The sequence below is a fragment of the Dietzia sp. 111N12-1 genome (genome assembly GCF_001658045.1).
Classification (GTDB): domain Bacteria; phylum Actinomycetota; class Actinomycetes; order Mycobacteriales; family Mycobacteriaceae; genus Dietzia; species Dietzia kunjamensis.
Window position 1 is genome coordinate 112,457 of the sequence record NZ_LSSV01000049.1, and the last position, 14,199, is coordinate 126,655.

Genomic DNA, 14,199 nt, shown 5'->3' on the forward strand with positions numbered 1-14,199 from the left:
GTTCTCCAGGCCGACTCTAGTGGGCGTACCGTCCGGCATCATCCGACATTTCCACAGTGCGGAACGGCCCCCGCCGGCGAGTACGATTTCGCCATGACTTCGACGCGCCAGGCCTCGCAGCCCGACGGTATCGCCTTCCTCAAGGGCCACGGCACCCTCAACGACTTCGTGATCCTCCCGGACGATCAGGCCGACCTGGACCTCGACGTGGACCTCGTACGGGCACTGTGCGATCGGCGTGCCGGAATCGGCGCCGACGGAGTCCTGAGAATCGCGACCGCCGGAGCCCTCGTCGACCGGGGCGTGCTCGCGACCCTGCCGCCCGGCGTGGACGGTGGGGACTGGTTCATGGACTACCGCAACGCCGATGGTTCCATCGCGGAGATGTGCGGCAACGGGGTCCGGGTCTTCGCCCACGCCCTCGTCGCGACCGGGAGAGCGGAGTCCGGCTCCATCCCGGTGGGCACGCGGTCAGGGACCCGCCCCGCCGAGGTCCTCTCCCACTCGGGTGATGACGCGGTGGTGCGGGTGGACATGGGGGAGCCGCGTCTGCTCGGACTGTCCTCGGCGGTGGTCGGTGGCCGGACCTTCGCGGGACTCGCCTTCGACATGGGAAATCCGCACCTCGCCTGTGTGGTCCCCGATCTGGACGCCGCGGACCTCGCCGGGCTGCCGGTGCAGGAGACCCCGGTGTACGACCGGGACTTCTTCCCCGACGGCGTCAACGTCGAGATCGCCACCCCGATGGTGGACGGTCGGGTCTCGATGCGGGTCCACGAGCGGGGATCAGGGGAGACCATGTCCTGCGGAACCGGAATCGTCGCGACCGCGGTCGCCGCGCTGGCCGACTCGGGGGAGGCGACGGGCGACGTCGTCGTGGTGGTCCCCGGCGGCGAGGTCGAGGTCTCACTCACCGAGGCCGGGTCCTCGCTCACCGGGCCGTCCACACTCGTCGCCCGCGGTCATTACCACCGTGGTCGGTAGCACACCGTCTCGCACGGGACACCGGGGGGCCCGGTGTGAGAAGATGAACCCGAATGACTACTGATCACACGGCCGCTGACCGGCCGACACGCGACCTCGATCCGTCCATCGGTGATTTCCAGCTCGAGGAGAGATCCTCGATGCGCCGGGTGGCGGGACTCTCCACCGAACTCCAGGACGTCAACGACGCCGAGTACCGCCAGCTCCGACTCGAACGGGTCGTGCTCGTCGGTGTCTGGACCGAAGGGTCCGCCGCGCAGGCGGACGCCGCGATGGACGAGCTCGCCCAGCTCGCCGAGACCGCGGGATCGGAAGTGTGCGACGCGCTCATCCAGCGCCGCGACAAGCCCGATGCCGCCACATACATCGGGTCGGGCAAGGTCAGCGTCCTCAAGGACGTGATCGCCGCGACCGGCGCGGACACCGTCATCTGCGACGGCGAACTCACCCCGGGACAGTTGCTCGCGCTGGAGAAGGCGGTCAACGTGAAGGTCATCGACCGTACCGCGCTGATCCTCGACATCTTCGCGCAGCACGCCACCAGCCGTGAGGGCAAGGCCCAGGTGACCCTCGCCCAGATGGAGTACATGCTCCCCCGTCTGCGTGGGTGGGGCGAGTCGCTGTCGCGCCAGGCGGGCGGTCGTGCCGGGAGCAACGGCGGCGTCGGTCTCCGTGGCCCGGGTGAGACCAAGATCGAGACCGATCGGCGTCGGATCCGCGAGCGGATGGCCCGTCTGCGCCGGGACATCAAGGGGATGAAGCAGGCCCGAGACACCAAACGGCACCGACGGCGTTCCACTCCGGTGCCGTCCATCGCCATCGCCGGATACACGAACGCCGGGAAGTCGAGCCTGCTCAACAGGATCACCGGAGCCGGCGTCCTGGTTCAGAACGCCCTGTTCGCCACACTCGACCCGACGACGCGCAAGGCCGAGTTGCCTGACGGCAGAGCAGTCGTCTTCACGGACACCGTGGGATTCGTCCGACACCTGCCGACCCAGTTGGTCGAGGCGTTCAGGTCCACACTGGAAGAGGTCGTCGACTCCGAGTTGCTCCTCCACGTCGTGGATGGTTCGGATGCCTTCCCGCTCCGCCAGATCGAGGCGGTGCGCAAGGTGATCAACGAGGTGGTCGAGGAGCAGAACGCGGAGCGGCCTCGGGAACTCCTGGTGATCAACAAGATCGACGCCGCGGATCCCGTGGTCCTCACCGAGTTGCACCACGCGCTGCCCGACGCCGTGTTCGTCTCGGCGGTCACCGGGCAGGGTGTCGACGAACTCCTCGAGCGAATCACGCAGATCGTCGCCTCGGGGGACACCGAGGTGACCCTGTCCGTCCCGTACTCCCGCGGGGACGTGGTGTCTCGGGTCCACGCCGAGGGCGCAGTGGTCGAGGAGGAACACACCCAGGACGGAACCCGGCTGGTGGTCCGACTGCCCGCGTCCGTGGCCGGCGAACTGGACGAGTTCGCCGCCCGCGGTCCACATGACGGCGCCGCCTGACCCCTGCGGGGACGGGCGGCGCGTCGTTCGAACCGGGACTCAGAGTTTCCGGAACACTGTCACGACCTTGCCGAGGATCGTCGCGTGCTCGCCCGGAATCGGGCTGAACGACGGATTGTGGGGCAGCAACCAGACTCCGCTCGAGTCGTTCCGGAAGGTCTTGACCGTCGCCTCCCCGTCGATCATGGCGGCGACGATCTCCCCGTTGTCCGCGACGTTCTGCCGCCTGACCACCACGTAGTCGCCGTCGCAGATGGCGGCGTCGATCATCGACTCGCCGACGACCTTGAGCATGAACAGATCGCCTGATCCGACGAGGTCCGACGGCAGGGGGAAGATCTCCTCGACGGCTTGCTCCGCGAGGATGGGCCCGCCCGCCGCGATCCGGCCGAGCACGGGGACGTAGACGGGTTCGACCGCGCCGCCCGGACGCTGGGGCTCCGGAGCAGGTGACCGACGGCCCCGTGACTTCTGCCCCGGGACACCGTGGACATCGACCGCCCGCGGCTTGTGCGGATCCCGCGTCAGGAAGCCCTTCTTCTCCAGCGTGCGGAGTTGATGCGCCACCGACGACGTGGACTGCAAGCCGACCGCGTCCCCGATCTCGCGGATGCTCGGCGGATAGCCACGCTCCTTGACGGTGTCGTGGATGTGGAGCAGAACGCTCTTCTGTCGGTCCGTCAGTGACTCGAAATCGGGCTTCGGCATCTCGTGTGGTCCCTTCGGCGAATGGATGTTCGACGCTGTGATCTGTCTACACCCTAGTGCCACGGGCTGCGGCGCGCCACACACGTGTTCGAAGAAATTCCTCCGTGGATCGTGACTGTGTCGGAGTCGCGTGATACAACTCTAGGGGAGTTCGGATTCGAACAGATGTACTGAGGAACACATACAGGTGTGCGAATCACGATCGCACACCGTATCGAGTAGGGAGCCACCATGACCGTTGTCGAGCTTCAGTCCCACCCACGTCCGGCCGCGCGGTGGACCGAGGTCTGCCCCGACGACCATCGTGGACGGGTCGCGCACCTCGACCGGCCCGGTGACGTGTCGGCGCGGTCCACCCGTGCGCCGCGACGCCCCCTGGCCCGACCGGAGGGCAGCCGGCCCGCCGTCACGTCCTCGCGTGCGGAGAATCTCGTCCGGCCGCGGGTGACCGCCCGCCCGGCCGCCGTCACGTCGGTCGCCCCGGGTCGCCGCGTGCTCGTGCGCCCGGTCTCCACGGACCGTGTGCGGGCGTGCCATGTCGAGGCCCCGGCGTCCACCGGGGTCGTCGACGACGTGCCGGCCTGGGCGCTACTGGCGTGCGGGATCGCATTCGGCGTGATCATGCTTCTCGCAGTGGCCTTCCTCGGTGGACCCGCCTACGCGTGACCGGGCAGCGGGCCTCCTAGAATGGACCGTGGGCGGTGGTCTACCGCCCCCGCGTTCCGTCAGGCACGATCCGGGACGCGTGAACTCCGGTCGACGAAGGGCCCCACGGGAATGTACTGCCCGACATGCCACCACGAGGACTCCCGGGTAATCGACTCACGATCCGTCGACGAGGGTCAGGCGATCCGGCGTCGCCGGGAGTGCCCCCGGTGTGGACACCGGTTCACGACGCTGGAGACGCCCCTGCTGACGGTTCTCAAGCGGAACGGGGTGACCGAGGCGTTCAGTCGGGACAAGGTCGTCCGCGGTGTCCGCCGCGCGTGCCAGGGACGATCGGTTGACGAGGACGCTCTGCGTCGCCTCGCCCAGCAGGTCGAGGACGCTGTGCGATCCGGCGGTGCGTCCGAGGTTCCCGCCCACGAGATCGGGCTCGCCATCCTGGGCCCTCTGCAGGATCTGGACGAGGTCGCCTACCTGCGGTTCGCGTCCGTGTACAAGCAGTTCAGCTCGGCCGACGACTTCGAAGGCGAGATCATCGCCCTCCGGGAGCGCCGCGCGAGCCGCTGACCACGCGGCATCATCGGGACGACCGCGGGGCGAGCGCAGACGCCACCGCCTTGTCGATCCGCTCTGCCGAGACCGGCCGGGCGGTACCCAGTGACTGCGCGAACAGCCCCACCCGGTACTCGGCGAGCATCCACCGCAGGTCGCGGCACGCCCGTGCGCCACCCGGCCGCCGCCGCAGCGCGGCGCACGCCTCCTCGACGATCGACTCGGAGCGGTTCAACTTCGCCGTGAGTTCGCCGTGCCGGGCGGGTGACTTCTCCGCGAGGTCCAACCGGAGGCCGACCGCCCGCACATGTCGCTCCAGATGTGGAAGCACATCCGAGGGATGGCGGGCGAGGAATCCCCGCCCGACGAGGAAGTCCAGCGAGGGACGGACATCGTCGGCGACGTCTGCCGGCACCTCCGCCAGACGGCCCGACACGGACTGGGCGGCCATCAGCGCGGGAACCGCCGCCGAGATCGCGGACGCCACCGCACCGGGGACCTCCGCCCTCGCAGTGGCCTGGATATCCTGGAACTCCGCGACCGTGAGAACCGGTGCGCCCTTACGCCGGGCGATGATCCGCCCACTCGCGGCGAGCGACGCATCCGAGACCAGGGATTCCATCCCGCCATGCGGGTACTGGGTGAGCGCGAGCCGCTGCTGGACCGGGCGACCGCGCAGAATCGATGCCGTCGAGACCAGGCCGCCCGAGACCAGCGTGAGCACCGCCGACGCCTGGGTGGATCGACGCTCGTCCTCCGTGGCGCACGCCACGACATGGATGCCGTCCCCACCGACGCGCAGGGCGGGGTAGACGGTCACCTCGACCCCGTCCACCGAGCCGGTGACCGACTGCGGGAGGTCGCCGATGGTGTCGGATGTCCACTCCCGGTAGGGCCCCTTGTCGGGTACCAGACGGGCGTTGAGGGTCGCCCGTACCCTGTCCACCAACCGGGTCCTCAACTGCGCGAGATCCGTTCCGGACGCCACGACCTCGTCGCCGTCGACCACCTCGAAGCGCATCCGGAGGTGGCCCGGCAGCTGGTTCTGATCGAAGTCCCGCGGATCCACCGTGGTACCGATCCGGGCAGACAACGCTCGCGCGAGAGCCACGGACAAGGGGGCGGAGCGGGGCGAGACGTCGCCCGCCAACAGGGCCGCGAATTCGGCGGGAGGTGAACACAGTCGGCGCAGATACTTGGGGAGCGTGCGGAGCATCTCCGTGTAGAGCTCCTCCCGCAGCCCCGGCACCAGCCATTCGAACCCCGCGGTGGTGACCGAGGACAGCTGCGGCAACGGGATGCGCACCGTGATCCCGTCGGTCGTGACGCCGGGATCGAACGCGTACAGCAGTTCGAAACTCCGCTCTCCCTGACGCCAGAGGGGCGGGAAATCGGCGGCGTCGGGCACCGCCTCGGAGGTGCGTATGTCCTCGGGAGTGAGACGGAGGCTGTCCGGGTCGCGATGACCACGCTTCTTCCACCAGGACTCCAGATGCCGGCCGGAGGTGATGTCCTCGGGCAGGCGATCGAGATAGAAGGCCACCAACGCCTCGTCGTCGATCACCAGGTCCCGACGACGGCTCCGCGTCTCCAGCTCACGGGCCTGCTCCACGGCCTCGGCGTTCTCGCGGATGACCGGGACCCGGGTATCCAGGCGTCCTTCCACGATCCCGTGGCGGACGAGCATCTCGCGGGCGAGCGGGGCGTCGACCCTGGAGAGCAGGATCCGCCGCGCCTCCACCACGGTCAATCCCAGCAGCAGCACCTTCTCATACGCCATCGCCGCACCCTGGGCGTCCGACCAGTGCGGTTCGGAGTACTGGGTGCGGGTGAGGTGACCCCCGAGTTGTTCGATCCACCCCGGATCGATCCGGGCGACATCACGCGCCCACAACCGGGACGTCTCGACGAGCTCGGAGGCCATCACCCAGCGGGGAGGCTTCCTGGCCAGGTCCGACCCGGGGAACACCTGGAACCGGATACCCCGCGTGCCCCGGAACTCGCGGGTCTCCTCGTCTCGCATACCGACGTTGGTGAGCAGACCGGTCAGGACCGCCTTGTGGAGGTCGTCCTCCGCTGCGTGTCCGGACGCGGGATGCCACCCGCGTTCACGGCACATGCTCCGCAGCTGGGAGTTGAGGTCCTGCCACTCGCGGATGCGGAGCCAGTGCAGATACTCCGCCTTGCACATCTTGCGGAAGGCGCTGCCGGACAGCTCACGGCGCTGCTCGGTGATGTACCTCCACAGATTGAGATATCCGAGGAAGTCGGACGTCTTGTCCGCGAAGCGGCGGTGCAGCAGATCCGCCTTGTCCCGCTCCTCCGCGGGACGTTCGCGGACGTCCTGCACCGTCAGTGCGGCGACCACCACCAGCACGTCCGACAGCGAACCGTTGCGGTGGCCCTCGACCACCATCCGGGCGAGTCGGGGATCGAGGGGGAGTGCCGCCATGTCACGGCCCACCTCGGTCAGGTGAGGGCGCTCGTCGTCGTCGACCCTCACCGCCCCGAGTTCGGAGAGCAGGGTGAGGCCGTCCCGGACGGCCTTGCGGTCCGGGGGTTCCACGAACGGGAAGTCGTCGACGGGGCCCAGGTCCAGATCCGCCATCGACAGAATCACCGAGGCGAGGTTCGTGCGCAGGATCTCCGGGTCGGTGAACTCGGGGCGCGAGTCGAAGTCCTCCTCGGAGTAGAGGCGGATACATATCCCGTCGGCGACGCGGCCGCAGCGTCCCGCGCGTTGGGCGGCGGAGGCCTGGGACACCGGCTCGATGGGCAGTCGCTGCACCTTGGTCCGGGTGGAGTAGCGGGAGATCCTCGCCAGGCCGGTGTCCACGACGTAGCGGATGCCGGGCACGGTCACCGAGGTCTCGGCGATATTGGTCGACAGGACCACCCGCCGGGTGGAATGGGCCCGGAACGCGCGCTGCTGTTCGGCTGCCGTGAGGCGGGCGAACAGCGGGAAGATCTCGGTGCCCGGGAACTTCCGGCCCCGCAGCACCTCCTCGGCGTCGCGGATCTCACGCTCACCGGAGAGGAACACGAGTACGTCACCGTCGTCCTCGCGTAAGAGTTCCGCCACGGCGTCGGCGAGCGCGTCGAGGGGATCAAGGTCGACCACGCGATCGGCGTGTACGACCTGTAGGGGCCGGTACCGGACCTCCACGGGATAAGTGCGCCCCGAGACCTCGATGACCGGGGCCGGGCGCCCCTCCGGGCCGGCGAAGTGACGGGCGAAACGGTCCGGGTCGATCGTGGCGGAGGTGATGACGAGTTTGAGGTCCGGGCGACGGGGCAGGATCTGCTTGAGATAACCCAGCAGGAAGTCGATGTTGAGACTGCGTTCGTGGGCCTCGTCGATGATGATCGTGTCGTAGGCCCGCAGCAGCCGGTCACGCCGGATCTCGGCGAGCAGCACACCGTCGGTCATGAGCTTGACCGCGGTCTCGGGGCTGGTGCGGTCGTCGAAGCGGACGGCGGAACCGACCGGGCCACCGATCTCCACCCCGAGCTCGTCCGCGATCCGCTCGGCGACGGAGCGGGCGGCCAACCTCCTCGGCTGGGTGTGGCCGATCATGCCCTTGACCCCGCGCCCCAGTTCCAGGCAGATCTTGGGGATCTGGGTGGTCTTGCCCGACCCCGTCTCGCCGGCGATCACCACCACCTGGTTGTCCCGGATCGCCTCGGCGATCTCGTCCTTGCGGGCGCTGACCGGGAGCTGTTCCGGGTAGCGGGGGGTGGGGATCGACGCGGTTCGGCGCCGCACGCGCTCGGCGGCCTCGTCGATCCGCCGTCCGAGGTCATCCAGCTGGTCGACGCGGGCACGACGGACCCTGGACCGGAGACGATGGGCGTCGAGGGTGCCGACACCGTCGAGACGGGCGAGGAGGTCGTTTCGGGCGCGGCGGAGATCGGGAGTGGGTGAGGAGGACGACGGCATGGTGCCGCAAGGATATCGACTCGCGTCGCCGGGCTCCGATCGGCGCGGTCCCTAGTCGACGACGCCGTCCCGCCGACTCTGGATCCTCGCGTAGCGCTCGTGCAGCCGCTCCCGCACCTCATCGGGCTCGTAGGACCGCCGACGCCGCTCGGAACGGGCCGCCAGGATCCCCGTGGCGGCCACCCCCGCCGCACCCGCCGCGCCGATCACCTTGAGCCACTGCCGTCCCCTGGGAGCCATAGGGCCGAGACTAGGCGGGGACGCACGGGCGGCCTGGCAGGATCGCGGTATGAGCGTCGACACCGTCCCCCTGGCCGCCGCGGCGCACCGCACCCGCACCGGGGACCTCTGGCTCTTCCGCGGCCGGAGTACGGCGGACCGGTTGATCCAGACCCTGACGAACGCACCCGTCAATCACGTGGGCCTCGCGGTGGTCCTGGACGACATGCCGCCGCTGCTGTGGCACGCCGAGATGGGACGGGCGCTGCCGGACGTGTGGACGGGTCGCCACCAGCGCGGCGTCCAGCTGCATGACCTCGAGTCCGCCGTCCGGCAGTGGGCCGGACCGTACGGCCAACGAGCGTGGTTCCGCCAGATCTCCCCGGAGGTGGGCGGGGAACACGAGGACGCGCTACTGGAGTCGATCGCCCGGTTGAACGGGGTGTCCTTCCCCTCCGCGGGACGTCTCACCGCGAGGTGGGCACGAGGACGGTGGGCGGCACGCGGGAAGCGGCCGGGCGTCACGGGGCGCAGTGACCGACCGGGGTCCGATGCCGGCGCGGCGATGCGTATGGAGGCGGCCTACTGCGCGGAGGTCGTGGGGGTCACCCTGGAGGCGATGGGTGTACTCCTGCCCGCGGGTGAGGCGAGTTGGTACGACCCGGGCCGTTTCTGGAGCGGTGACGACCTGCCCCTCGCACCGGGATGGGACTACGGACGGGAGATCGCGGTGACGGTCACCCGCCCAGGACGACCTCGCTGATACCGGCCTCGACCTCCTCCGGCGCCACCACGAGCAGTTCGTCGCCGGGCTCGAACGGAACGTCGGGTTCGGGGACGATCACCCGCCCGCCGCGCAGGATCGCGACGAGTGCGGCGTCCCGGGGAAACCGAACGCGGGACACCGACCGCCCCGCCAACGGGGTCTGGTCCGGCAGCGTCACGCTCACGAGGTTCGCCCCTCCGCGGCGCAGGGTCATCAGACGGACCACGTCCCCGACGGAGACCGCCTCCTCGACGACCGAGACGATCAGCCGGGGCGTCGACACCGCCACGTCGACGCCCCAGCGCTCGTCGTAGAGCCACTCGTTGCGGGGATCGTTGACGCGGGCGACGACCCGGGAGACGGCGAATTCTGTCTTGGCCAACAGGCTCACCACCAGGTTGGCCTTGTCATCACCCGTGGCGGCCACCACCACGTCCGCCGCCTGCAGGTCCAACCGTTCGAGGACGCTGAGCTCGCAGGCGTCGCCGACCTGTTGATCCGCCCCGTCGACGGGGTCGGCCGAGAACACGGTGGAGCGCTTGTCTATCAGCGTGACGTCATGGCCGCCGGTCACGAGTTCGCGTGCGATCGACCGTCCGACGACCCCGGCTCCGGCCACCACCACCCGCATGGTCGCGGAGTACACGGTCCTGGCCGGGGCTCCGGCGAGCAGTCCCGAGCCGTCGGCGTAGTCGGGGACGGAATTCTCAGACATCGGAGGGTCCTTCCTGCACCAGGTCGTCCAGTTCCGACACCGTCTGCGAGGGCACGATGATATGGAGGACATCGTCGGCCTGGACGAGCGTGTGAGCGTCCGGGAGGCGGCTCTCGCCGAAGCGGGTGACGGCCGCAGCACGTCCTCCGACCGCGGCCGCGAGCCGGTCGACCGGGACCCCGACCCACGCCGCCGGTGCGTCGAGGGCGACGAGGGACACGGAGTCCGTCTGGTCCCGCCACTCGACGGGACTCGACCCGGCGGTGATGTAACGGACCAGACGACCGGTGGCCCACGGAACCGTGGCGATGGTCGAGATCCCCAGTCGTTCGTAGACCTCTGCGCGCCCCGCGTCGTAGATGCGCGCTATCACCCGGTCGACGCCGAAGGTCTCCCGGGCGACACGCGCGGCGATGATGTTCGAGTTGTCCCCGGAGGACACTGCGGCGAATGCGTCGGCCCCCTCGAGCCCGGCCTCGGTGAGCACCGTCTTGTCGAAGCCCTGGCCGGTCACCGTGCGCCCCGAGAACTCGGCCGACAATCTGGCGAACGCAGCCGAGTCGCGGTCGATCACCACGACCTGGTGGCCGGCTGCGTCGAGTTCGACGGACAGCGCGGCCCCGACACGACCACAGCCCATGACGACGACCCTCATGACGAGTCCACTCCTCACGGCCCACGCACGTGAGCCAGTGACGGACACGCTACTCACACCCACGGATGCTGCCCGGCGGGGCTCGCGGGCCCTACGATATGTCGGTGTCCAGGATCTCGAAGGTCTCCGTGGGAACCAAGCGTCTCCTCGTGGGGCGTCCCTCGCGCAGCGACACCATCGGTGCCACCAGCCTCCGCAAACGGATCGCGTTGCCGGTGTTCGCGTCCGACGCGCTGTCCTCGGTGGCCTACGCCCCGCAGGAGATATTCCTCGTGCTCTCCATCGCCGGGGTCTCGGCACTCACGTTCACCCCGTGGGTGGGACTGGCGGTGGCGGCGGTCCTTGTGGTCGTCATCGCCTGTTACCGGCAGAACGTCCGTGCCTACCCGTCGGGAGGAGGCGACTACGAGGTCGCCACCGTCAATCTGGGCCCCCGTGCGGGCCTGGCGGTCGGCGCGGCCCTGCTGTTCGACTACGTCCTCACGGTGGCCGTGTCGATTTCGGCCGCCGCCGCGACCATCGGATCGGCGATCCCGTTCGTCCAGTCCAGGGAGGTCCCGTTCGCCGTCCTGGCGATCATCCTCCTGGCGGCGCTCAACCTGCGTGGACTCCGTGAGACCGGCGCGATGTTCGCCGTCCCCGTCTACGCGTTCCTCGCGTCCATGACGGCACTCATCGCCTGGGGGTTGTTCCAGGTCGAGATCCTGGGTCGCGACCTCCGGGCCGAGTCCGCGGGATTCGAACTGGTCCCCGTGGACGGTGCGGAGGTGGCCGGACTCGCACTCGCGTTCGTCGTTGCCAAGTCGTTCGCGTCCGGATGTGCCGCCCTGACCGGGATCGAAGCCATCCACAACGGTGTCCCGGCCTTCCGGAAGCCGCGGGCCCGCAACGCCGCCGTGACGCTGGCCGTCCTCGGGGTCCTCGCGGTCTCGTTCCTACTCGGGCTCATCGCCCTGGCCGGCCGACTCGGGGTCCGTATCGCCGAGCAGCCCGCAGCACAGTTGATCGGGGCTCCGGAGGGATACCGGCAGAAGACGATGATCGCCCAGTTGGCTCGGCCGGTCTTCGCGGGGTTGCCGATCGCGTTCTACGCCGTCATCATCATCACCGCGCTGATCCTGGCGCTCGCCGCCAACACCGCGTTCAACGGGTTCCCGGTACTGGCCTCGGTCCTCGCGCGCGACAAGTACCTGCCCCGTCAGCTCGCCACCCGCGGGGACAGGCTGGCGTTCTCCAACGGGATCGTCCTCCTCGCGATCGCGGCGGTCGTGTTGGTCGTGGCGTTCGACGCCCAGGTGTCGCTCCTCATCCAGCTCTACATCGTGGGCGTGTTCGTCGCCTTCACGCTCGGCCAGCTCGGCATGGTCCGACACTGGACCCGGCGCCTGGGCCACGAGCGGGTCCCCGCCGTGCGTCGGCGGATCCACAGGTCCCGATCGATCAACGCCGTCGGGTTCCTCCTCACGGCCGGAGTCCTGGTGATCGTGATGGCGACCAAATTCCTCTCCGGCGCCTACATCGCGGTCCTGGCCATGCTCGGTGCCTTCGGGATCATGCGGCTCATCCACCGGCACTACGTCTCGGTCGCCCGCGAGCTCGACGACTCCTCGTGGGAGGTCGTCCTACCCAGCCGGACACACTGCGTGGTGTTGGTGTCCAAGCTGCATCTGCCCACCCTGCGGGCACTGGCCTACGCACGAGCTGCCCGGCCGGACTCCATCGAGGCGTTGACGGTGAACATCGACACCGCAGAGACCCGGGCCCTCGTACGGGAATGGGATCGCCGCGGGATCTCGGTTCCGCTCAAGGTGGTCGAGTCCCCGTACCGTGAGATCAACCGTCCCGTGGTGGACTACGTGAAGCGCGTGCGCGATCAGGCACCACGGGATGTGGTGACCGTGTACATCCCCGAGTACGTGGTGGGCCACTGGTGGGAGCAGATACTGCACAACCAGAGCGCGCTGCGGCTCAAGACCCGCCTGCTCTACGAGAGAGGTGTCATGGTGACCAGCGTCCCGTGGCAGTTGTCGTCCTCGGACGGCCGCGCTGAGCAGGCCCGCGACGAGCCCATCGTCGGACGCTGGGGTGGACCGGAGGAAAGATGACCCAGGACCGAGCGACCGACTGGACGGGCCGTGTGGTGCGCCTGCGCATGGAGGGGCCGGCGCACGGCGGCGAGTTCGTGGCGCGCCACGAGGGTCGGGTGGTGTTCTGCCGCGGTGGGATCACCGGCGAGCTGGTCGACGTCCTCATTGACGACGACCCCGGCCGCGCGTTCTGTCGAGGGACGGTGCAGGCGGTGGTCGAGGCATCCTCGGACCGGGTGGTCCCGACGTGTCCGGCGGCCGCCGCCGGCGCCGGCTGTTGCGACTGGACCCATATCGCGTCCGATGCCGCCCGCGGCTTCGCCGGCAGGATCCTGGCCGAGCAGGTGTCCCGGATCGGCCGGGTCGAACTCCGGGAGGGTCCGGTCCGGGTCGAGGTCCCCGGCGCGGATCCCGCGACGTCCGGCTGGCGTACCGCCGCCCGTTGGGTCACCGGCCCGGACGGTGTGCCGGGGGTGCGGAGGGCGCGCTCCCGCGAACTGGTGACCGAGCCCTGCGTCCAGCCCGATCCGCGTCTCCGTGATGCGGTCGCCGCCGCCACGTTCGCCCCGGGCCGCGAGGTGCTCGGGGTGCTCGGTGACGACGGGACCGTGCACATCGCACACCGCCCGGCCGTCGGCGACGCCCCGCGCGGCCGGGGCGGCCGGTCCCGCCGGTCCTCTGCGACCCGCGCCCGGGCGCGTCATTCGCGGGCGGTCGGCTGGGAGATCGTCGCCGGGGGACCGACCGTCGTGAGACGGGTGGGCGGCCACGAGTGGCGGTTGCCTCCCGACGCGTTCTGGCAGGCGCACCGCTCCGCCGCGAGCCACTACAGCCACGAGGTACGCACCGCGGTGACGCGCACCCCCGACCTGACCGACATCCCCGAGATCTGGGACCTCTACGGAGGCGCCGGGTTGTTCGCCGCCGGGGTTCGGGACGCGATCCCGGGCGCCCGCGTGACGGTCGTCGAAGCCGCCACGGCGTCGCTGCATGCGGCCACGGACACCCTCGGCGGCGCGCCCGGCGACGGCTCCGGCGGGGGAGTGAGGACCCTGCGTTCCCGGGTCGAGACGTTCCTCGAGGACCGCGACGACCCGCCGGGGGTCCACCCAGATCCGCAGGTCATCATCCTCGATCCCCCTCGCGGCGGGGCGGGGATCCCGGTCATGCGCCGGCTCGCGGCGACAGGTGCGTCCCGGATCGTGCACGTGGGCTGCGATCCGGCGAGTCTGGCGCGGGACATCGGCGTCCTCGTGGCCGCCGGCTGGACGCTCACGGACCTCCACGGGGTGGCGGCCTTCCCGGGCACCCATCACGTCGAGGGGATCACCGTACTGGACTCGCCGGGACGCTCCTGATCCAGCACCGCAGGTAGGGGCCCACACGTCCGCCCGTGGGCGAGGTC

General features: G+C 69.9%; 12 protein-coding genes. 7 read left to right on the forward strand and 5 right to left on the reverse strand.

Annotation, left to right across the window (positions count from 1 at the left end; translation table 11 throughout):
* Positions 1-93 precede the first annotated feature (93 nt).
* Together dapF and hflX are read left to right on the forward strand one after the other, a co-directional pair.
* A complete protein-coding gene (gene dapF / locus AYO52_RS12425) occupies positions 94-984 on the forward strand; it encodes a diaminopimelate epimerase (protein WP_067717777.1) in 891 nt (296 codons plus the stop codon).
* A gap of 53 nt (positions 985-1,037) precedes the next feature.
* Positions 1,038-2,486: a GTPase HflX gene (gene hflX / locus AYO52_RS12430; protein ID WP_067717780.1), complete on the forward strand. Its 1,449-nt coding sequence runs from the start codon at positions 1,038-1,040 to the stop codon at positions 2,484-2,486.
* A 39-nt stretch (positions 2,487-2,525) separates the two neighbouring features.
* Here hflX and lexA read toward each other — a convergent pair whose 3' ends face one another.
* Positions 2,526-3,236 carry a transcriptional repressor LexA gene (gene lexA, locus AYO52_RS12435; RefSeq protein WP_371517770.1) on the reverse strand — a complete coding sequence of 237 codons (711 nt, stop codon included), beginning with the start codon at positions 3,234-3,236 and terminating at the stop codon, positions 2,526-2,528.
* A gap of 189 nt (positions 3,237-3,425) precedes the next feature.
* Here lexA and AYO52_RS12440 point away from each other — a divergent pair, with 189 nt between their 5' ends.
* Positions 3,426-3,860 (forward strand): hypothetical protein, encoded by a 435-nt coding sequence (locus AYO52_RS12440; protein ID WP_067717786.1) that lies wholly within the window; start codon positions 3,426-3,428, stop codon positions 3,858-3,860.
* Positions 3,861-3,971: 111 nt separating this feature from the next.
* Positions 3,972-4,427, forward strand: coding sequence for a transcriptional regulator NrdR (gene nrdR, locus AYO52_RS12445; protein ID WP_067717789.1), 456 nt, complete (start codon positions 3,972-3,974; stop codon positions 4,425-4,427).
* Positions 4,428-4,437: 10 nt separating this feature from the next.
* Here nrdR and hrpA read toward each other — a convergent pair whose 3' ends face one another.
* Both hrpA and AYO52_RS12455 read right to left on the reverse strand, forming a co-directional pair.
* A complete protein-coding gene (gene hrpA / locus AYO52_RS12450; RefSeq protein ID WP_067717791.1) occupies positions 4,438-8,352 on the reverse strand; it encodes an ATP-dependent RNA helicase HrpA in 3,915 nt (1,304 codons plus the stop codon).
* A gap of 51 nt (positions 8,353-8,403) precedes the next feature.
* Positions 8,404-8,592, reverse strand: coding sequence for a hypothetical protein (locus tag AYO52_RS12455; RefSeq protein ID WP_067717794.1), 189 nt, complete (start codon positions 8,590-8,592; stop codon positions 8,404-8,406).
* Positions 8,593-8,641: 49 nt separating this feature from the next.
* On the opposite strand from AYO52_RS12455, the gene AYO52_RS12460 reads away from it, so the two are divergent.
* The gene (locus tag AYO52_RS12460) at positions 8,642-9,334 is read left to right on the forward strand and encodes a hypothetical protein (RefSeq protein WP_067717797.1); all 693 of its coding nucleotides are present in this window, start codon (positions 8,642-8,644) and stop codon (positions 9,332-9,334) included.
* Here AYO52_RS12460 and AYO52_RS12465 read toward each other — a convergent pair.
* Together AYO52_RS12465 and AYO52_RS12470 are read right to left on the reverse strand one after the other, a co-directional pair.
* Positions 9,309-9,968 (reverse strand): TrkA family potassium uptake protein, encoded by a 660-nt coding sequence (locus AYO52_RS12465; protein WP_067718014.1) that lies wholly within the window; start codon positions 9,966-9,968, stop codon positions 9,309-9,311. The two genes, AYO52_RS12460 and AYO52_RS12465, sit on opposite strands and share 26 nt — an antisense overlap.
* 76 nt (positions 9,969-10,044) lie before the next feature.
* Complete coding sequence (locus AYO52_RS12470) at positions 10,045-10,707, reverse strand: TrkA family potassium uptake protein (RefSeq protein ID WP_067717800.1); 663 nt, start codon at positions 10,705-10,707, stop codon at positions 10,045-10,047.
* Positions 10,708-10,805: 98 nt separating this feature from the next.
* Between AYO52_RS12470 and AYO52_RS12475 the strand changes: the two genes are divergently transcribed.
* Together AYO52_RS12475 and AYO52_RS12480 are read left to right on the forward strand one after the other, a co-directional pair.
* A complete protein-coding gene (locus AYO52_RS12475) occupies positions 10,806-12,812 on the forward strand; it encodes an APC family permease (protein ID WP_371517740.1) in 2,007 nt (668 codons plus the stop codon).
* Positions 12,809-14,152 carry a class I SAM-dependent RNA methyltransferase gene (locus AYO52_RS12480; RefSeq protein WP_067717803.1) on the forward strand — a complete coding sequence of 448 codons (1,344 nt, stop codon included), beginning with the start codon at positions 12,809-12,811 and terminating at the stop codon, positions 14,150-14,152. Before AYO52_RS12475 ends, AYO52_RS12480 begins: the two co-directional genes overlap by 4 nt.
* The last annotated feature ends 47 nt before the right edge of the window (positions 14,153-14,199 follow it).